Source organism: Paracoccus amoyensis, assembly GCF_014490725.1.
Classification (GTDB): domain Bacteria; phylum Pseudomonadota; class Alphaproteobacteria; order Rhodobacterales; family Rhodobacteraceae; genus Paracoccus; species Paracoccus amoyensis.
The window spans coordinates 528,142-547,864 of sequence record NZ_JACOQL010000004.1; the positions used below are offsets into that span (position 1 = coordinate 528,142).

20 protein-coding genes and 1 pseudogene are annotated in these 19,723 nt (G+C 60.2%); 9 read left to right on the top strand and 12 right to left on the bottom strand.

The features are described from left to right. Nucleotides 1-50 precede the first annotated feature (50 nt). Nucleotides 51-530, top strand: a pseudogene (locus H4P12_RS15155) (GNAT family N-acetyltransferase); the annotation flags it as partial. An 88-nt stretch (nucleotides 531-618) separates the two neighbouring features. Next, complete coding sequence (locus tag H4P12_RS15160; RefSeq protein WP_187794484.1) at nucleotides 619-1,401, top strand: EcsC family protein; 783 nt, start codon at nucleotides 619-621, stop codon at nucleotides 1,399-1,401. Nucleotides 1,402-1,411: 10 nt separating this feature from the next. Here H4P12_RS15160 and H4P12_RS15165 read toward each other — a convergent pair whose 3' ends face one another. Then, entirely contained in the window at nucleotides 1,412-2,965 is a 1,554-nt protein-coding gene (locus tag H4P12_RS15165) for an ATP-dependent DNA helicase (RefSeq protein ID WP_187794485.1), read from the bottom strand. Nucleotides 2,966-3,155: 190 nt separating this feature from the next. Between H4P12_RS15165 and H4P12_RS15170 the strand changes: the two genes are divergently transcribed. Then, complete coding sequence (locus H4P12_RS15170) at nucleotides 3,156-3,959, top strand: M48 family metallopeptidase (protein WP_187794486.1); 804 nt, start codon at nucleotides 3,156-3,158, stop codon at nucleotides 3,957-3,959. Nucleotides 3,960-4,100: 141 nt separating this feature from the next. After that, complete coding sequence (locus H4P12_RS15175; RefSeq protein WP_187794487.1) at nucleotides 4,101-5,369, top strand: HAAAP family serine/threonine permease; 1,269 nt, start codon at nucleotides 4,101-4,103, stop codon at nucleotides 5,367-5,369. A gap of 59 nt (nucleotides 5,370-5,428) precedes the next feature. Here the strand turns inward: H4P12_RS15175 and ccrA are convergent, their stop codons facing one another. Further along, a complete protein-coding gene (gene ccrA, locus H4P12_RS15180; protein WP_187794488.1) occupies nucleotides 5,429-6,718 on the bottom strand; it encodes a crotonyl-CoA carboxylase/reductase in 1,290 nt (429 codons plus the stop codon). 520 nt (nucleotides 6,719-7,238) lie between these two features. On the opposite strand from ccrA, the gene H4P12_RS15185 reads away from it, so the two are divergent. Continuing rightward, the gene (locus H4P12_RS15185) at nucleotides 7,239-9,197 is read left to right on the top strand and encodes a protein meaA (RefSeq protein ID WP_187794489.1); all 1,959 of its coding nucleotides are present in this window, start codon (nucleotides 7,239-7,241) and stop codon (nucleotides 9,195-9,197) included. Nucleotides 9,198-9,322: 125 nt separating this feature from the next. After that, complete coding sequence (locus H4P12_RS15190; RefSeq protein WP_187794490.1) at nucleotides 9,323-10,261, top strand: acyltransferase family protein; 939 nt, start codon at nucleotides 9,323-9,325, stop codon at nucleotides 10,259-10,261. 65 nt (nucleotides 10,262-10,326) lie between these two features. Here the strand turns inward: H4P12_RS15190 and rpmE are convergent, their stop codons facing one another. The 9 genes from rpmE to H4P12_RS15235 all read right to left on the bottom strand — a co-directional run bounded on the left by rpmE (nucleotide 10,327) and on the right by H4P12_RS15235 (nucleotide 16,194). Further along, nucleotides 10,327-10,548 (bottom strand): 50S ribosomal protein L31, encoded by a 222-nt coding sequence (gene rpmE / locus H4P12_RS15195; RefSeq protein WP_187794491.1) that lies wholly within the window; start codon nucleotides 10,546-10,548, stop codon nucleotides 10,327-10,329. Nucleotides 10,549-10,560: 12 nt separating this feature from the next. After that, nucleotides 10,561-10,944 (bottom strand): 50S ribosomal protein L19, encoded by a 384-nt coding sequence (gene rplS, locus H4P12_RS15200; RefSeq protein ID WP_187794492.1) that lies wholly within the window; start codon nucleotides 10,942-10,944, stop codon nucleotides 10,561-10,563. Beyond that, nucleotides 10,941-11,828, bottom strand: a complete 888-nt coding sequence (gene trmD / locus H4P12_RS15205) for a tRNA (guanosine(37)-N1)-methyltransferase TrmD (protein WP_187794493.1) — start codon at nucleotides 11,826-11,828, stop codon at nucleotides 10,941-10,943. Before trmD ends, rplS begins: the two co-directional genes overlap by 4 nt. Then, nucleotides 11,825-12,322, bottom strand: coding sequence for a ribosome maturation factor RimM (rimM, locus tag H4P12_RS15210; protein WP_187794494.1), 498 nt, complete (start codon nucleotides 12,320-12,322; stop codon nucleotides 11,825-11,827). Before rimM ends, trmD begins: the two co-directional genes overlap by 4 nt. 193 nt (nucleotides 12,323-12,515) lie before the next feature. Beyond that, a complete protein-coding gene (rpsP, locus tag H4P12_RS15215; protein ID WP_187794495.1) occupies nucleotides 12,516-12,869 on the bottom strand; it encodes a 30S ribosomal protein S16 in 354 nt (117 codons plus the stop codon). Between the two features lie 47 nt (nucleotides 12,870-12,916). Further along, nucleotides 12,917-13,213, bottom strand: a complete 297-nt coding sequence (locus tag H4P12_RS15220; protein WP_187794496.1) for a chorismate mutase — start codon at nucleotides 13,211-13,213, stop codon at nucleotides 12,917-12,919. Nucleotides 13,214-13,372: 159 nt separating this feature from the next. Continuing rightward, a complete protein-coding gene (locus tag H4P12_RS15225; RefSeq protein ID WP_187794497.1) occupies nucleotides 13,373-13,906 on the bottom strand; it encodes a GNAT family N-acetyltransferase in 534 nt (177 codons plus the stop codon). 13 nt (nucleotides 13,907-13,919) lie between these two features. Continuing rightward, a complete protein-coding gene (ffh, locus tag H4P12_RS15230) occupies nucleotides 13,920-15,416 on the bottom strand; it encodes a signal recognition particle protein (RefSeq protein WP_187794498.1) in 1,497 nt (498 codons plus the stop codon). Nucleotides 15,417-15,603: 187 nt separating this feature from the next. Next, nucleotides 15,604-16,194 carry an NAD(P)H-dependent oxidoreductase gene (locus tag H4P12_RS15235; RefSeq protein WP_187794565.1) on the bottom strand — a complete coding sequence of 197 codons (591 nt, stop codon included), beginning with the start codon at nucleotides 16,192-16,194 and terminating at the stop codon, nucleotides 15,604-15,606. Between the two features lie 141 nt (nucleotides 16,195-16,335). Between H4P12_RS15235 and H4P12_RS15240 the strand changes: the two genes are divergently transcribed. Next, nucleotides 16,336-17,175 carry a LysR family transcriptional regulator gene (locus tag H4P12_RS15240; protein ID WP_343069844.1) on the top strand — a complete coding sequence of 280 codons (840 nt, stop codon included), beginning with the start codon at nucleotides 16,336-16,338 and terminating at the stop codon, nucleotides 17,173-17,175. 134 nt (nucleotides 17,176-17,309) lie between these two features. Beyond that, entirely contained in the window at nucleotides 17,310-18,230 is a 921-nt protein-coding gene (locus tag H4P12_RS15245; protein WP_425498225.1) for a DMT family transporter, read from the top strand. On the opposite strand, the gene H4P12_RS15250 is transcribed toward H4P12_RS15245, so the two are convergent. Next, a complete protein-coding gene (locus tag H4P12_RS15250) occupies nucleotides 18,227-18,508 on the bottom strand; it encodes a hypothetical protein (RefSeq protein WP_187794500.1) in 282 nt (93 codons plus the stop codon). The genes H4P12_RS15245 and H4P12_RS15250 overlap by 4 nt on opposite strands. A gap of 389 nt (nucleotides 18,509-18,897) precedes the next feature. On the opposite strand from H4P12_RS15250, the gene H4P12_RS15255 reads away from it, so the two are divergent. Beyond that, nucleotides 18,898-19,668 (top strand): division plane positioning ATPase MipZ, encoded by a 771-nt coding sequence (locus H4P12_RS15255; RefSeq protein WP_187794501.1) that lies wholly within the window; start codon nucleotides 18,898-18,900, stop codon nucleotides 19,666-19,668. Nucleotides 19,669-19,723 lie beyond the last annotated feature (55 nt).

Here is a 19,723-nt window from a genome sequence, read left to right on the forward strand (position 1 = left end):
TGACAGGTGGTTGTGGCGTGTTATTGGGCCGCAGCAGTCATTGAGGCACCATGTACGAGATCTGCCCGGAAACCGCCGCCGACGAATATGAGGTCGAATCCCTGTATGACCTGTGCTTTGCGCCGGGCCGAACGGCGTTGTCGTCCTATCGTCTGCGAGACGGCGTTTCCAAAGTCGCTGACCTGTGCCTGCTGCTGCGTGATCCAACCGGCATTCTTCTGGCGGCTATCCGCTATTGGCCGGTTCGGGTTGGTGAGCATTCCACGCTGCTGCTGGGCCCGATCGCGGTTCACCCGACCGCACAGGGCGAGGGCTTGGGCGGGTTGTTGATGCGCGACAGTTTGACCCGTGCGCAGAAGCTGGGATGGGGGCGGGTGTTGCTGGTCGGGGACGCGCCCTATTATTCGCGCTTTGGCTTTGAAAAGCTGGACGGCGTCGAAATGCCGCCTCCCACCAACCCGGATCGTGTCCTGGGATTGGAACTTCAACCCGGTGCGTGGGTTGATATCGCGGGACTGGTCACGCGGGAAACATCGCAGGATGTTCCACCGGGACTGGCAGAAGCAGCCGGCAATTCCCATCTTTCGTCGGCATGTATCGAGGTTGAGCACCCACGCGATGACACAATTGCAGACGAATCAGGCGATTTTGCCACCGATCAACGATCCTTCGGTTCTGGCTCAGGTTGACCGGCTTGCCGCGCGTTATCTGAACGCCGGCGGATTGGGGATGGAGATCATGTCCGTTGTCGGCAACAGCGCCGAGGGGCTGATTGACCGCCTGCCCGGATTTGTCCGTGGGCGTTTGGACGGCATTACCCGCATGGCGTTGAACCGTGCCTTCAAGGCGGCGTCTGGTTCGCGCAAGGTGATGCGGGATCGTGGCGATTGGTTCAATCGGCTTGCCTCCAGCGTCAGTGGTGCTGCGGGCGGCGCCGGCGGTTTTCCCGGTGCGCTGATCGAGATGCCTTTTACCATCACACTGCTTTTGCGCGCGATGCTGGATATCGCCGCCGAACATGGCCTTGATCCTGACAGCGATGAGGTTCGCAAGGAATGCTTACGTATCTTTGCGGCGGCAGGGCCGATGTCGGGGGACGATAATGCCGATCTGGGTTTGCTGGCCGCGCGGCTGTCTGTGACCGGGCACACGGTGCAAAGCCTGATCAGCCGCGTGGCACCGCGGCTGGCTGTGTCAATGGGGCAAAAACTGGCGGCGCAGGCCGCGCCGGTCTTTGGTGCGGTCGTCGGCGCGTCGATCAACTATACCTTCGCCAGCTATTATCAGGAATTGGCCCGCGTGCATTTCGGCATCATGCGCCTGTCGCATGAAACCGGCATTCCGCAAGAGGCTTTGGTCGAGGCCTTGCGTCTGTCCATTCAGCGCAAGCAGGGCAAATAGACCGGCCCGCCTATAGCAGGCCGTCTTCCACTTCTTCCTGCAAGGCCAATGGTGCGGCGGGCATATCCAGATCGGCTGTCGTCAGCGGGCCTGACGGGCGGGCCAGCCTTGGGCGGGTAATCCAGAACAGTCGATCCTGTGCCCGCGTGATCGCGACATAGGTCAGGCGTTTCCACAGGGGGATGCCCGCCTCGGTCCGGTTCGACCAGGCCGCGGCGCTGATGTCGGGGGCAAAGACCTGCACATCGGGCCATTGACTGCCCTGTGCCTTGTGGATCGTGACCGCCGCGCCATGCAGAAAGGCCGCGCCCATGCGGGCGGCATAGGGGATAAAGGGTTCCTCTTCGTCCGGCATCTCGATCTTGACGATGCTGGCGGCGGACAGGCGCGGATCTTCGGCGCCGAGGACGTGCAGCCGCGAGAATCCGGGTTTCTTGCCGGGACCAAGATAGACCACCTGTGCGCCCTTGATCAGGCCGCGCGCCTCAAGGTCGATGCGCTTCTTACGATGCTTCAGCGGCAATTCCAGCCCGTCGCAGATCAGCGGCTCTCCCGGCAGCAATGCGTCACCGGGCGCACCAAAGGCACTGCGAAATGCGTGGATCAACCGGATGCGCGTGGCATTGCGCCAGACCAGAACAGGACTGCGGGCCATCAGGTCGCTTTCGACACGCTCGGCCCAGACCACCCGCGGATCGCGCCGCGCGGCATCGCGGACCATGCTTTCGAAGCGGTCGAAATTCACGCTGTCATCGGCAAGCGCATGCGCCAGATCAAGGATCGGGCTGTCATCGGCCTGCCGGTGGATGCGGTTCAGGATAAGTCGCTGATTTTCGGCAAGCTGGTCAAAGACCATCTGGCCGGATTGCCCGACCGGGGCCAACTGTGCCGGATCGCCGAACAGGATCAGCACCGGAAAAATTTCGCGCAGATCGTCGAATTGCCGTTCATCCAGCATCGAGGATTCGTCGATCAACCCAATATCCAACCCTTCTTCGCGCCGCTTCCAGCCCTGTATGAAATCAGATCCGCGCAGGCCCGCCGCTGCTAGCGCACCGGGGATCGAGCTGTGCTGATCGTAGAATGCCTTGGCGCGGTCCAATGCCTCATCCGTCAGCCCCTCGACCGTGGGGCGCGTGCCTTCGCCCGTCAGCCACTCGGCGATGCGTTCATATTGAGGATCATAGACCGGCGTATAAAGGATGCGGTGAATCGTGGTCGCGGGCACGCCGCGCATACGCAAGACAAAGGCGGCCTTGTTGGTGGGCGCCAGAACCGCGACCGTGCGCCGGTCCTTGCGGCGTTTGCCTTCGTAATCACCGCTGACCAGATCGACGCCCGCTTCGCGCAGCGCCCGCGTGATTTCAGACAGCAGCAAGGTCTTGCCGGATCCCGCCTTGCCGATTACCGCCATGACACGGCCTTTGCCCGGCTGAGGTGGATGCAACTCCTCGGCAATCAGGTCAACGCCTGCCTGTGCAAAGGTTTCGGCCAGCGCATCCCATGCGTCAGCCTGGTCGGGCGAAAGTTCTGGAATGGTCGAAAGTGCAGTTTGGCCGGTCATGGCCAAGCCATAGCTTGCGGCAGCGTGAAAGCGAAGGGCAAACCGACCTTGGCGCTGTCAGGCACGCTCGACACGTCAGCGCAAAGGAATTAGCCTTGGCCTGACGATTGTGGATAAGAGGTTGATAATGTGCGCACATTCCAGCGGATCGGGCGGGTTCACGCGTTTTCGGCATCGTTGGGAAATGCCGATGATCTGGTTTTCGGCGATCATCACCTTCCTTGCACTGGGTGGTGCCATGAGCATCTGGTGGTTTGATTGGAATGGCTTGCTTGAAAGCTCTTTCGGAACGGAAGGCGCCACCGATCTGCGCGACATGGCGGAGACCGCTTACCTGATACTTTTGGCGCCGCTGGCGATCTATATCTATCGTTTTTATATGGCGGCGCAGGCCCGTTCCAACGCGATCCTTGTTGGCCCGGCGCAGTTCCCGGAACTTTATGCGCTGTATCAGGATCTGGCCCAGCGGCTGGACATGCCCAACCCGCCAAAACTGTATGTCACGAACGGCGACGGGGTGGTGAATGCCTATGCGTTGGAGTGCAACCGGCGCTATCGTTATATCGTCATGCATTCCGAAATCACGCTGATGCTGGCCAAGTCCCCCGACGTGGTCGAATTCGTGTTGGCGCATGAAATGGCGCATCACAAATTGCGCCATGTCTCGCTGTGGCGCATCATTATCGGCATGGTTCCCAACATGCTGGTGTTGCCGGGGCAGACAACGACCCGCGCGCAGGAATATTCGGCCGACCGCGTCGCGATGGCGGTTTGCCCGAATCATGCCAGTGCCATCCGCATTCTGGCGGTAGGACCATGGATCGCTGATGGCGTTAATCCCGACGCCTGGCTGGAACAATGCGACGCCGAACATCGGGAATGGATGGTCCGCGCCGCCAATGCGGTGTCCAGCCATGCCGTGGGCGTCAAGCGCTTCAAGGCATTGCGAGATATAGAGCGGAAAGGCTTTTCCGCCCATGGCGAAATGTTCTGATCTTCGGCGCTAACAGCGTGTTCCATCTCATTAAGGGCTTGACGCTGCGTTAGTTAATTGTTTGACGCAGCCCGAATTCGCGCTTTTGTATGCCCCGAACGGCGTTCATATTGTGCAAGTTTATAGTTGATGGGGGGAATTATGGCCAATACGGATCACATATCGTCACCGGCCGCGCCTGCGCGGCTTGGCTGGTCGAAATACGACAATACATGGATGCTAAGTCTGTTCGGCACAGCCGTGGGGGCAGGCATCCTGTTCCTGCCAATCAATGCCGGCATCGGAGGCTTTTGGCCGCTGGTCTTCATGGCCATTATCATCGGCCCGATGACCTATCTGTCGCATCGCGCACTGGCCCGGTTCGTTTGTTCGTCAAAGAACCCGAATGCGGATATCACCGATGTTGTCGTCGAATATTTCGGCGACGGCGCAGGCAGGGCGATTACGCTGCTGTATTTTCTGGCGATCTATCCGATCGTGCTGATCTATGGCGTGGGCATCACCAACACGGTTGGCAGCTTTCTGGAAAACCAGATGGGCGTCGGCCCGGTGCCGCGCTGGCTGCTGTCGGGCGTGCTGATTGCCGGGATGATGCTGGTGATGCTGGCGGGACAACGGGTCATGCTGGTCGTGACCGAATTTCTGGTCTACCCGCTGGTTGGCATCCTGATCTTCCTGTCGCTATATCTGGTGCCGCAGTGGAACCTGGCGGCGGTGAAGGAAGTCACGCCGCTGGGCACGGCGCTGAAATCCATCTGGCTGACCATTCCGGTGCTGGTCTTTTCGTTCAATCATTCGCCAGCCATTTCGCAATTCGCCTGCGCGATGAAGCGTGACTATGGCGATCATGCCAGCGTCAAGGCCGACCAAATTCTGCGCAATACCTCGATGATGCTGGTCGGTTTTGTGATGCTGTTCGTGTTTTCCTGCGTGCTGGCCCTGACGCCGGAACAACTGGCCGACGCGAAGGCCCTGAACCTGCCGATCCTGTCCTATCTGGCCAATGTGAACGACAGCCCGTTCATCAGCTATTTCGGCCCGCTGGTGGCCTTTGTCGCGATCGTATCATCCTTCTTTGGCCATTATCTTGGCGCGGCCGAAGGGATGCGGGGCATTCTGCGGGGCACGGTCATACCGGATCAGGTCAGCATGCCCGACAAGCGTCTGAATATCCTGATCGCCGCCTTCATGTTCCTGACCATCTGGGGCGTTGCAATCCTTAACCCCAGCATCCTTGGCATGATCGAAACCCTGGGCGGCCCGGTTATCGCGGCGATCCTGTATCTGATGCCGATGTATGCGATCCACCGCGTGCCAGCGCTGGCGCAATATCGTGGCAAGCTGTCGAATGTCTTTGTGACAATCGCCGGTCTGGTCGCGATGAGCGGTATCCTTTACGGCCTGTTCTGAATCCGGAATGCAGAAAGGGCGGGTTCAACCCCGCCCTTTGTTTCGCATCGCCGGAAAGGTTATTTTCGTCCGGCTTCCAAAGCGTCCTCGAATGTGCGCAGACCCGTGGTCGGTGCCTGAACCAGAACCGACATATTGCCCGGTTTGTGCTGGTTTTTATACATCTTCATATGCGCCTGCGGGATTTCGGCCCAAGGAAACACCTCGGACATGCAGGGGTCAAGGCGGCGTTCCAGCATCAACTTGTTGGCGGCGGCGGCCTGTTTCAGATGCGCGAAATGCGAGCCTTGCAGGCGCTTCTGGTGCATCCACATATAGCGCACGTCGAATGTGCAGTTGAAGCCGGTGGTGCCCGCGCAGATCACGACCATGCCGCCCTTTTTGCAGACAAGGGTCGAGACCGGGAAGGTCGCTTCGCCCGGGTGTTCAAAGACGATATCGACGTTGTTGCCCTTGCCGGTGATGTCCCAGATGGCTTTGCCGAACTTGCGCGCTTCGTTGAACCATTCCTTGTATTCGGGCGTGTTCACCGTGGGGAGCTGGCCCCAGCATTTGAATTCCTTGCGGTTGATCACGCCCTTGGCGCCAAGGCCCATGACGAAATCGCGCTTGTCTTCCTCGCTGATGACGCCGATGGCATTGCCGCCCGCCGCGTTGATCAACTGGATCGCATAGGATCCCAGACCACCCGACGCGCCCCAGACCAGCACGTTCATGCCCGGCTTCAACTCGTGCGGCTCATGGCCGAACAGCATCCGATAGGCGGTGGCCAGCGTCAGCGTATAGCAGGCTGATTCTTCCCAGGTCAGGTGCTTGGGGCGTTTCATCAACTGCTGGGCTTGCACACGGGTGAACTGTGCGAAGCTGCCATCCGGAGTCTCATAGCCCCAGATGCGTTGCGTGGGCGAATACATCGGGTCACCGCCGTTGCATTCCTCGTCATCGCCATCGTCCTGATTGCAATGGATGACAACTTCATCGCCGACTTTCCATCGTTTGACCTTGTCGCCAACAGCCCAAACGATGCCCGAAGCGTCAGATCCGGCGATGTGATATTCGGCGCCGTGCCCGTCAAAGGGGCTGATCGGCTGGCCCAGGCCGGCCCAGATGCCGTTGTAGTTGACGCCCGCAGCCATCACCAGAACCAGCACTTCATGGCTGTCAATGCTGGGGACGTCCACGACTTCCAGCTGCATCGCCGTGTCGGGTTCGCCATGGCGTTCGCGGCGGATCGCCCAGGCATGCATCTGCTTTGGCACATGACCAAGCGGCGGCATCTCTCCGACCGCATACAGGTCCTTTATCGGCGCGTCGTAGGGCGCGATCGGGGTGGGGGCATCAAGGGCCATGGCGAGTCTCCTCATTTTTCTGCAATGCAGAATCAACTTTTCCGAAGCACTACCCAAGGACGCGCAACATTGCAACCCGAACACGGCGTTAAACGTAATTTTATAACTTTGTTGTGTGGAAATATTCGTCGCGGTGCGATATTTCGCTGCGCTCGCCAATGAATAGGGCAAAAGTCCAACGGCAATATGTTGCAGACACAGCATAACGGCCAATTGGACGGATGGGCCGGATTGCGGCCCGGAGGCAGACATCGGCACCGACTCGCTGGCTTTGACCGTAGTGAACGTGCTGGAAAGCGCGCAGATCGGTCACAGAACCCGCGTAAGTTCGCGACGGTGAGATAAGGTCATGTCCGAAATCCACACCTTCAAGCCTGACGACAGGCCTGTCCGCAAATGACTCGGGCGGCCCTGCCGGACATATCGCGGACGCGGCGATTTCTGCGATGCAGCGAATTGACGGCGCATCTTTGTTTCGGTATTCGTTCGTCGACTGTAAGATTATTGCGAGGCGATCCGCATGACCCAGAAAGACAAGCCTTGGCTGTTCCGCACCTATGCGGGCCACTCGACAGCTGCGAAATCGAACGAACTTTACCGCGCAAACCTTTCCAAAGGGCAGACCGGGTTGTCGGTGGCTTTCGATCTGCCGACCCAGACCGGTTATGACAGCGATCATGTGCTGGCGCGGGGCGAGGTTGGCAAGGTTGGCGTGCCCGTTTGCCATCTGGGTGATATGCGGGCGCTGTTCGATCAGATCCCGCTGGAACAGATGAACACCTCGATGACGATCAACGCGACGGCGCCATGGCTGCTGTCGCTGTATATCGCCGTGGCCGAGGAGCAGGGGGCCGATGTCAGCAAGTTGCAGGGCACGGTCCAGAACGACCTGATCAAGGAATACCTGTCGCGCGGCACCTATATCTGTCCGCCCAAGCCGTCCTTGGCGATGATCACCGATGTCGCGGCCTATACGCGGGACAAGCTGCCCAAATGGAACCCGATGAATGTCTGTTCCTATCACCTGCAAGAGGCAGGGGCGACGCCGCAACAGGAACTGGCTTATGCGCTGGCCACTGCCATTGCGGTGCTGGACGATCTGAAGGCCAAGGTGCCCGCCGAAAGCTTCCCCGAAATGGTTGGGCGGATCAGCTTTTTCGTGAATGCGGGTATCCGGTTTGTGACCGAAATGTGCAAGATGCGCGCCTTTACCGAGCTGTGGGATGAGATCACGGCCCAGCGTTATGGCATCGAGGATGAGAAATTCCGCCGGTTCCGCTATGGCGTGCAGGTTAACAGCCTGGGCCTGACGGAACAGCAGCCGGAAAACAACGTCTATCGCATCCTGCTGGAAATGCTGGCGGTGACGCTGTCGAAAAACGCCCGCGCCCGCGCCGTGCAACTGCCCGCCTGGAACGAGGCGCTTGGCCTGCCGCGCCCCTGGGATCAGCAATGGTCGCTGCGGATGCAGCAGATCCTGGCCTATGAAACCGACCTGCTGGAATATGGCGATCTGTTCGATGGCAACCCGGTCATCGCCGCCAAGGTCGAGGAGTTGAAGCAAGGCGCCCGCGACGAACTGGCTCTGCTGGATCAGATGGGCGGCGCGATTGCCTCTATCGACTATATGAAATCGCGTCTGGTCGAATCGAATGCGGAACGGCTGGGCCGGATCGAGACGAATGAAACCATCGTGGTCGGTGTGAACCGCTGGCAACACGCCGAGCCTTCGCCCCTGACTGCGGGCGATGGTGGCATCATGGTTGTCGATCCGGCGGTCGAGCAGGATCAGATCGAACGTTTGAGCGCTTGGCGCAACACCCGTGACGAGGCCGCCGTGCAGGGCGCGCTGAACGCGCTGAGCGACGCGGCCCGTCGGGGGGAAAATATCATGCCCTATTCGATCGCAGCGGCGAAGGCCGGCGCCACGACCGGCGAATGGGCCGGCGTCATGCGTCAGGTCCACGGCGAGTATCGCGGCCCGACCGGAGTTTCGTCGTCGCCCTCGAACCGGACCGAAGGGTTGGAGGATATTCGCGAAGCCGTCGATGCCGTCAGCTCTCGCCTTGGCCGCCGCCTGAAATTCGTGGTCGGCAAGCCGGGGCTGGACGGCCATTCGAATGGCGCTGAACAGATTGCGTTTCGCGCCCGCGATTGCGGTATGGACATCACCTATGAGGGCATCCGTCTGACGCCGGAACAGATCGTCAGCAGGGCAAAGATCGAGGATGCTCATGTCGTCGGTCTGTCGATCCTGTCGGGCAGCCACCTGCCGTTGATCGAGGACGTGATGGCGCGGATGAGGGATGAAGGGCTAACCCATATCCCGGTTATCGTTGGCGGCATTATTCCCGATGATGATGCTGCGCGGCTGCTGTCGATGGGCGTGGCGCGGGTCTATACGCCCAAGGACTTCCAGTTGAACACGATCATGATGGATATCGTCGCGCTGGTAGAGCTTGATGCGGCGGCTGCCTGAGCTGGTGACAATCCAACATCACGCCATATCGGCATGAAATTGCAAAAAACTTTGGTGACTGACGAAAGCGGGCGAACCTTGTGGCCCGCTTTTTCGTTCGGTTGCACAAGATATTCAGGCGATCCATGAACGCAGCAGTCCAGCGCAACAGCGCAGTCGATCCACTTCGTGTCCTGTTGGCGATCTTTGTCATCGGGATACACACAGGCTTTCCCGACGCTTTGCAGGGCGAAGTTAAACAGGCATTGGTGAATGGCTTATACCGAACCGCCGTTCCGATTTTTTCCCTGATATCGGGCTTTTTCTTTGCGAGCGCGGCCCATTCGGGACGAGGTGCAGGATATTTGAAACGGATCCTGATCCTCTATGCGATCTGGATGGTGATCTACGCGCCTGTTTATGGGCCGGAAATCACATCTCTGCCGCATCTGCTGCAATTGTGGTTCTTTGGCTATTTTCACCTGTGGTTTCTGGCTGGAATGATCGCGGCGGGGGCGCTGCTGCTGGCGTTGATTCATTGGAAGCTGCCGATCAGGGGCATCGTCCTGATCGCGCTGCTGCTGGCCGCTGTGGGAATCCTGCTGCAATATCTGGTGCTGTCCGAAAGGCTGTCGCTGCAACTGGATCTGTATCGAAACGGGTTGTTCGTGATCTTTCCGTTCTTCGCCGTTGGCTATGCTCTTGCCGCGACCGGCACCCGCAAGACGGGGACAGGGGGGAAATGGCTGGCCGTCCTGTCGGTGATTGCGGTGATGGCGGAGAGCGTGGTTTGGTATCGCATCGCAGGCGGCACATATGGCGTTGACAGCATGGTGACGTTGCTGGCCTGTGCGCCGCTGGTCTTTTTGGCTGCGCTGTCGAGCAAGGGGTTTTCGCAGGGCAAGCAGTTGGCGACGCTGGCAGCTTTCATCTATTTCTCGCATGTTCTGGCGATGATCACAGCCACGCAACTGGGTATCAGCGGCGATCTGAAATTCGTTTTTGTGGTCGTTCTGTGCCTGCTGGTCTGGTGGTCGCTTGGCCGTTTTTCATTTGGTCAGCGTATATTGGCCAGTATCACCTGACGCCGGGCAAAGAAAAACGCCGCCCGATGGGGGCGGCGTTTTCGTATTCCGATAGCTGGAAAGGATCAGAAGCCCAGGCCAGCGTATTTGCTTTTGAACTTCGACACGCGGCCGCCGGTGTCCATCAGACGAGCCGAACCGCCGGTCCATGCCGGGTGAGTGGTCGGGTCGATGTCCAGCGACATGGTTTCGCCTTCGGCACCCCAGGTCGAACGGGTCTGATAGATGGTACCGTCGGTCATTTTGACCTGGATCATGTGGTAGTCGGGATGGGTCTCTTTTTTCATCTCGCGACCTCCTTAGGCTTTCGCGTCGGTTTTGGGACGATAGTTGGTTTTTTCGGCGATACGGGCCGATTTACCACGACGATCGCGCAGATAGTACAGCTTGGCGCGACGGACTTTACCACGACGAACGATAGTGATCGCGTCGATGTTGGTCGAGTAAAGCGGGAAAACGCGCTCGACGCCTTCGCCGAAGCTGATTTTGCGGACGGTGAAGCTGGCACTGATGCCGTCGCCGCCTTTGCGCGAAATGCAGACGCCTTCGTAGTTCTGCACGCGGGTGCGGGTGCCCTCGGTCACTTTGTAACCGACGCGGACGGTGTCGCCTGCTTTGAAATCAGGGATTTCCTTGCCAAGCGCGGCGATTTGCTCGGCTTCCAGTTCTGCGATCAGGTTCATCGCTTGGTTTCCTTGTTATGCTCGTGGTGATTCCACGATTGGTCTGATGCGCCCGAGAGCTGTTGGTCCTTTGCCGGGTCCATACGGGGTTCCCCAAGGGATTCCTCGTATGCCCGCCACAGGTCGGGGCGGCGTTCCTTGGTCAGCCTTTCGGCTTCACTGGCACGCCAAGCATGAATGGCCGCGTGATTTCCCGATAGCAGAACTTCCGGGATCTCGCGGCCTTCCCACTGGGCGGGCTTCGTGAACTGAGGGGCTTCCAGAAGACCTCTGTTGCCGATGGAAAAGGATTCCTCGGCCAGAGAGTCCTGATTCCCCAGCACGCGCGGTATAAGACGAACCGTCGTGTCGATCAAGACCTGAGCGGCAATCTCTCCGCCGGTCAAAACATAGTCGCCAATGCTGATTTCTTCGATGGCATGCGCATCCAGAACGCGCTGATCCACACCTTCGAACCGGCCACAGATCAGCGTCACCCCTGGACCTTCGGCCAACTGCCGTGCGCGGGCCTGTGTCAGTTGTTTGCCGCGCGGCGACATGTAGATGACGGGTTTTGCTGTGCCCTGAGTCGCTTCGCGCAGGGCTGCATCCATCACATCGGCACGGATCACCATGCCCGCCCCGCCGCCGGCTGGTGTGTCATCGACATTGCGATGCTTGCCCATGCCAAATTCGCGCAAAGGAATGGTCCGCAGGTTCCAAAGCCCCTGTTGCAACGCGCGACCGGTCAGCGACAGGCCAAGGATACCGGGAAAAGCCTCGGGGAACAGGGTGACGACATTGGCCGTCCAGATGTTCCTGATCTGTGGTTCGCGCATCAATTCGCGCGGGCGCAGACTGGTGGTGACGGACAACCGCCCATGCGATTTTGGCGTATCGCTCATTCGTCGTTGCCAGGCGGGTCGGCAACGATGCGTCCTGCGGTCACATCGACCGTTGGAACAACAGCGCGGGTAAAGGGCAGCAAAAGCACGGTCTTGCCGCCGACCACTTCCAGAATATCGCCGGCGCCGTGGTCAAAGATCGCGCGGACACGGCCTAAAATCTGGCCGCCGGTATCCACGACCTCTAGCCCGATCAGGTCGGTGTGATAAAATTCATCATCAGGAAGCGAGGGCAGCGCATCGCGCGGTGCCCACAAGGTCACGCCCTTCAATGCTTCCGCATCCTCGCGGGTGACAACGCCCGTCAGCCGCGCCCCAAGTCCACCGGTGATCGGCCGGGTCAGATTGACGGTAAAGACTTTTTTGCCGTCTTCGGTCGTCAAGGGGCCGTAATTCGCGATATCAGCAGGCTCGGCGGTAAAGCTTTTCAGGCGCACTTCGCCATTGACACCAAAGGCACCAGCAATTGCGCCTACGCAAATCCTGTCGGTCATGGTCCAACCCTTTCGCAAAATCCGGCGCGCAGCCAGGTGCCGGCCGATTCCCTGCATAGTTCACGTTGCTGAGCACGCTCGAAGATCATGCCGCTGACAAACAGCAGCACAAAGAAAATTGCGCGACGAAACAGGCGAAACATTTGCGGTCGAATGACAGGCCCGGATGCTGACATCCGGGCCTTGCACGGGATTATTCTTCAGCCGGAGCAGCAGCTTTGGCGGCTTTTTCTTCGGCGCGCGCTTTGGCTTTCTTGCCCGGTTCGGCTTTCTTCATGTTCTTGCGGTCGGCCTTTGCCTTGACGCCTGCGGCTTCCAGGAAGCGGGCAATACGGTCGGTCGGCTGTGCGCCGAGACCCAGCCAGTGCTGAACGCGTTCCATGTCCATTTTGACGCGATCTTCGCTGTCTTTCGGCAGCAGCGGGTTATAGGTGCCCAGCTTTTCCAGGAAGCGGCCATCGCGCGGCATGCGCGAATCGGTTGCGACGATGGCGTAATGCGGGCGTTTTTTCGAACCACCACGGGCCAGACGGATTTTCATAGCCATTGCATTTTCTCCTTTGAAATGGCGGTGTTATGGGCGCGTCCGCGCCCTTACGATTGGTGTTGTTCGTGGTGCCGAATAACTTCGGCGATCACGAAATTCAGGAATTTGCGCGCGAATTCTGGATCAAGGTCAGCCTCGCGCGCGAGGCGTTCCAGCCGCTCGATCTGTTGCGCTTCGCGCGACGGATCCGAGGGCGGCAGAGCGTGTTCGGCCTTGAGGTGGCCGACGGATTGGGTGTGCTTGAACCGTTCGGCCAGCGTGTAGACCAGGATCGCGTCCAGCCGGTCGATAGACTCGCGATGCTCTTTCAGCAGGGCGGCGGCGCGGGTGGTGGGATCAGTCATGGAAGGCTCCGTTCAAGGGGCACGGGATGTACACAACCTGTGCACAGGCGGTGCACAGGGCGTATGCCGCATGTGGCGCCGCCGCAGCGGGGGCTTCGCGCCCCCGTCGCCGTGCCGGCGACTCCCCCGCGGGATATTTCGAGGACCAAAGCAGCGCGGTCATGCCGACACCTTCGGATGGCGGTAAACCAGACACGGGGTGCCACGAACCACGCCTTCGCGTTCGATCACCGCACCCATGCGTTCGGCCAGTTTGCGCGAGCGAATGTTTTCGTGGGCGATCTGAGAGATCAGCGGGGCAAAGCCCATCGGACCCTGGGCATGGGCGCGGGCGGTCATGGCCGCCTCATAGGCGATGCCCTTGCCTTCGAAGCCTTCATAGATATGCCAGCCCAGTTCGGGTTCGGGCCAGTCGAAATGGTCGATCACGCCGACGCGCCCGGCAATGCGACCCGAGGCCTTGTCCTCGACCGACCACAGGCCATAACCGCGCATGATCCAGTGGCCAATGCCACGCGACAGCGCGTCCCAGTTTTGCCATTCCTCATACGGGCCGCCGACATATTGCGAGCGTTCCGACAGGCCAAAGGCATTCATCGCATCCCAATCCGACAGGCGCGGTTCGCGCAGGATCAGGCGTTCGGTTTCAAGAACCGGCACTTTCGCCTGAAGAATTATGGATGAGGACGTCATGACGCGGCTGACCTTATTTCTTCCCGAACAGACCGCTGAGGCCGCTGGGCAGGCCGGCCTTGGACAGATCACCGCCGAGACCCTTCGGGTCCTGCAGCATCCTGGTTGCTTCGGCCATTTTCGCTGGATCCATATTCTCCAGATCCGGCAGGCCGCCCGCGCGGCCGGTCATGGCACGCATGGCCTGTTTCAGCATGCCGCCTTTGCCCATCTTGCCCAGCTTTTTCATCGTGTCGGCCATCTGCTTTTGCATTTTCAGCAGCCGGTTCAGTTCGGACACCTCCATGCCCGCGCCCGCTGCGATCCGCTTTTTGCGGCTTGCCTGCAGCATGTCGGGATTGGCCCGCTCTTTCTTGGTCATGGAGTTGATCAGCGCGATCTGACGGCGCACGGCGCTGTCATCCATGCCTGCGGCTTCGGCCTGTTTGGCCATCTTCTGCATGCCCGGCATCATCTGCATGATCGAGCCCATGCCACCCATCTTCTGCATCTGTTCAAGCTGGCCTTTCAGGTCGTTCATGTTGAACAGACCCTTCTGGAAGCGTTTCATCATGCGTTCGGCCTGTTCGACCTCCAGCACTTCCTGCGCCTTTTCGACCAGGGCGACGATGTCACCCATGCCAAGGATGCGACCGGCGATCCGCTGGGCGTCAAAGCCTTCCAGCGCGTCCATTTTTTCGCCCAGGCCGACGAAGCGGATCGGCTTGCCCGTAACCGCGCGCATCGACAGGGCCGCGCCACCGCGGCCATCGCCGTCCATCCGGGTCAGAACGACGCCCGAGACGCCGACTTTCTCGTCGAACTCGGTGGCGACATTGACGGCGTCCTGACCGGTCAGGCCATCGACGACCAACAGTGTTTCGCGCGGCTGGGCGATGTCGCGGACGGCCTGAACCTCATCCATCAGCACCTGGTCGATATGCAGGCGACCAGCGGTATCCAGCATATAAACGTCATAGCCGCCCAGCGACGCCTGTTGCTTGGCGCGTTGGGCGATCTGCGTGGCGGTCTGGCCCGGCACGATGGGCAGGGTGTCAACGCCGATCTGCTGGCCAAGGATGGCAAGCTGTTCCATGGCCGCCGGGCGGTTGGTGTCCAGAGACGCCATCAGCACGCGTTTCTTTTCACGCTCCTTCAGGCGCAGGGCCAGTTTCGCGGTCGTCGTGGTTTTCCCCGAGCCTTGCAGGCCGACCATCAGGATCGGCGCAGGCGGGTTGTCGATGCGCAGCGCGTCGGGGGCATCGTCGCCCTGCAGAACCTTGATCAGTTCGTCATGGACGATCTTCACGACCTGTTGGCCGGGGGTGATCGATTTGGTAACAGATGCGCCGGTCGCTTTCGAGGTGACGGTTTTGACAAAGCTGCGGGCCACGGGCAGGGAAACGTCGGCTTCCAGCAGGGCCACACGCACTTCGCGCATTGCGGCGGTCACGTCATCTTCGGTCAGGGCGCCTTGCTTGGTCAGCCGGTCGAATACGCCGCCCAAACGGTCGGAAAGGTTCTCGAACATAGCCGGGCCTCCTGCGGTCCAATACGGTTTAGCCCCCGTGGGCGCAACGCGCTAACGGGGGGCGATCCCCGCATCTGACGGGGACCGGAAGGCACATCCTTCCGGGAATCTAGGGTGAGATAGGCAAAAACGGCCCGCGAGTCAACGCAGGCCGTGCTTTTGATGGTTTCGCCCGGTCAGGGGGCGGTCAGGCGGCGAGCTCTGCGACCTGGGCATCGGCGCGGGCCAATGCGCCGTCGCGGTCGAAAATCAAACCGTCGGCGGCGACGAATTCGACATCGGTGATCCCGAAGAAGCCCAGAATGAACCGCATATAGGCCGAGGCGTGGTCGATCTCGGACCCCAAGGGCGTGCCGCCGGCGCTATAGGCGATGATGGCGCGCTTTCCGGTCAGCAAGCCTTCGGCGCCAGCCTCGGTATAGCGGAAACTGACACCGGCGCGGGCAATCTGGTCAATCCAGCTTTTCAGCAGGGCGCCCATCGCGAAGTTGTAGATCGGCATACCGATCACCAGCACATCTGCATTTTTGACTTCGGACAGATATGCGTCAGAGGTGGCGACGGCGGCGGCATGTGCGGCCGAGTTGTCGTCGCCCATCCCACGGGTGGCTTCCAGCCAGATCCCGTCGATGGCGGGCACGCCCTTGGCGAGGTCGCGATAGGTGACGGTCGCGGTTGGATTTTGGGAGGTCAGCTTGGCGACAATGTCGGCGGTCAGTTTGCGCGAAACCGAAGCCTCGCCGGTGATTGCACTATCAAGATGCAGGATGTTCATGATCGGATCGTTCCTCGAAACTGTTGGAATCTGTTGCCACCAATTTGGGGCTAGGCAGGAATGAACAAAATTGGCGATAAATGCGCATTCTTTGTGCGGTGATGCACAGGTCTAGGGAGGTGCAGGATCGATAACTGGGATGACATTCGCATCGCGCTGGCGGTTGCGCGCAGCGGCACGGTCAGTGGCGCGGCCGAGGCCTTGGGCGTGCACCATGCCACGGTGATCCGCCGGATCGACGCATTGGAGGCACAGTTGGGCGCCCGTCTGTTTCAACGCCACCCCCGCGGCTATGCGCTGACCGAGGCGGGGCAGACCCTGCTGCGCACAGCGGATGAGGCGGACGAACGCTTTCAGCAGATGGCCGCACGGATTGCCGGAACAAGCGAGAGGATCGAGGGTGAGCTTATCATCACCACCGTCGCCGGCATCGACGATTTGCTGTTGCCGGCATTGATCGCGCTGATGACGAAATATCGCGACCTGCGGGTGACCTATCTGACGGATTCGCGCCTGTTTCGCCTGGCGGCGGGCGAGGCGCATATCGCAATTCGTGCGGGCATGCGCCCGACGCAGCCGGACTATGTCGTGCAGCGATTGGGCCGAATCGCCAGCGGGCTTTATGCCTCGCAAGCCTATCTGGATGCGTTTGGCGCAGACCATGAACCCAACCACCATCGGTTCGTCGCGATGGGAGAGGCGGGTCATAACGCGCCCTATTCACGTTGGCTGCGCGAGAATGTCGCCTCTGCCAATGTGGTGATGGTGGCGGATGAATTGACCGCAATGGAGCGCGTCATTCGCGCGGGGCTGGCGGCCGGGGGGCTGTCTCGATCACGGGCCGACGGGCTGGTTCAGCTGAACTGGCCTGTCGATTGGAGCAGCGACCTTTGGCTGGTGACGCATGTGGATCTGCATCGCACGCCGAAGATTCAGGCGGCCCTGGCCGAACTGCGCGGGGCCTTTCGTGACGATCGGGAATAGGCTGACACGCGGCGTGCCGAAGGTCGGGGCCAGATTGGCCTTGGCGGGTCATGGGCGAGGGCAATAATCCGCGTCGCGGGATTGCACAGGGGGTGTCGATAAGCAAATGTGCACCGCAAAAGAAGGGAACGGGCGTGAGCGACGGGCAGACGGCACAATCTTTGCGGCGTGAAGCGTTGCGCGGGCATGCAGCGATGTTTCTGTTTTCGGCGCTGGTGGCGGGGTCATTCTCGTTAGGTGCGCGGGCCGCGAATCTGATTGATCCAACGGCGATCACCGTTGCGCGTTTTGTTGTCGCGGCGGGCGTCTTGGCGGGTATCGCGATATTTACACGGGCGGGGCGACCTGCGGCGCTTTTGACGCAGCCCTGGCGCTATCTGCTGCTGGGCTTCGCCTTTGCCGCCTATTTCGTGCTGATGTTCGAGGGATTGAAAACGGCCTCGCCGCTGTCGGCCAGTGCTGTTTTCACACTGACACCGCTGATGGCGGCAGGGTTTGGGTGGTTTCTGCTGGGGCAGCGGCCCGACCGACATATTGTCACGGCGCTGGTTCTGGGGGCGGCGGGCGCCCTTTGGGTGATCTTTCGCGGTGATCTGCAGGCCTTGGCGCGTCTGGAACTGGGGCGGGGCGAGGCGATCTATCTGATCGGGTGTGTCTTCCACGCGGTCTACACACCGCTGGTTCGCAAGCTGAGCCGGGGCGAAGGGCCGCTGATGTCCAGCCTTGGGACGTTGACGGCGGGCGGTCTGCTGACGCTGGTCTGGGGCTGGCAGGCGATCAATTCGACCGCATGGGGATCATTGCCCGCGATTGTCTGGGTGACCATCTTCTATGTCGGTATCTTTGCCAGCGCGATCACGACATTGCTGGTGCAGTATTCAACGATGCGTCTGCCATCGTCAAAGGTGATGGCCTATACCTATCTGACGCCCGTCTGGGTGATCGCACTAGAGGCTGTGCTGGGGCAGGGCCTGCCGGGGGCGATCGTGCTGGTCGGGGTCATCCTGACACTGATCGCCCTGACAATGCTGCTGCAAGAGGATCCCGCGGCTTAGCTTGCCGTGCGGCCGCTGATCCGTGACCACCAACCGCGCCCCGTGCTTGCCTGTGTGATCGGGCGACCGGTCACGATACGTCCGCCAGCGTTGATGCTGATGCTGCCATCGCGATAGCGGCGCACGATTGTGCCCTGCGCCTGCTGGCGAGTGCCGATGGTCACCGTGGCGAATTCATTCGTTTCGACCTCTGAATAGGCCGAGGCATCCAGCATCAAGGGGATCATGTCGGCAGTGGGGCTGGCCAGTGCCAAGCCGGTCATGAAATTCGGGGTCATGGCAATCTCCTTCGTTTCGCTGTCAGGGCGGCGGCAGATCATCTGCGTCGCTCATGGGGATATTACGACAAAGTTCATCGTGATTATCAAGTAAAATCTATCGTCTTTGTAGAGATTATTTTATACATCAATTTCAAATATTTATGCATGCTTTTCCGTGGGTGTTGGCTTTTTTATCGTCGGTGCGCGGCTTTTTTGACATCGATCCGCGGCTTTTACGCGGGCGTTCTGCGTCAAGCGTTCGGCGACGTGCCGACCGCCGACGCGGCACCGGGACGGCAGTCATCGTGATGCCGGCGGCCTATTCGGGCTGTGACGTGGTGCGCCCGCTTTTCATCCCTCGGTCTTACGGCTAGGGTCCGCGCGGATTACGGATTCGAGGGTTATCGGTGGCGCATATCATCGTTGTTGGAAACGAAAAGGGTGGGTCGGGGAAATCCACCACCTCGATGCATGTGGCAACCGCCTTGGCGCGGATGGGGCACCGGGTCGGCGGGCTTGATCTGGACGTGCGTCAGCGCAGTTTCGGGCGCTATCTGGAAAACCGGATGGCTTTCATGACGCGGTCCGACGTGGATCTGCCCACACCGGTTTTGGCGCAGCTGGGGGAAGGCAGTGATCCGCTGACCCCCGCTTTGACAGAACTTGAACGTCAGTGCGATTTCATCCTGCTGGACTGCCCCGGTTCGCATACCAAGCTGAGCCAGATGGCGCATACCTTGGCCGATACGCTGATAACCCCGATGAATGACAGCTTTGTCGATTTTGATCTTTTGGCGCGAATGTCGCCCGAAGGTAAGGTTCTGGGACCGTCGATCTATGCGGAAATGGTCTGGTCGGCGCGGCAGATGCGCGGGCAGGCGGGGGCCGGTCCGATCGACTGGCTGGTGCTGCGCAACCGTCTGGGCACGCAGGCCATGCACAACAAGCGCAAGGTGGGCGGCGCGCTGCAATCGTTGTCGAAACGGATCGGTTTCCGCGTCGCGCCCGGCTTTTCCGAGCGTGTCATTTTCCGCGAGCTGTTCCCGCGCGGGTTGACGCTGCTGGACCTGAAAGACATCGGCACCGAACAGCTTTCGATGTCGAACATCGCCGCCCGGCAGGAATTGCGCGACCTGATTACCGAACTGAACCTGCCGGGTGTTTCGGCCAAATTCTGACGGAACGACATTGTTATAGGGATTAACATTGTCGGATGGTCGCCTCGCGCCTATG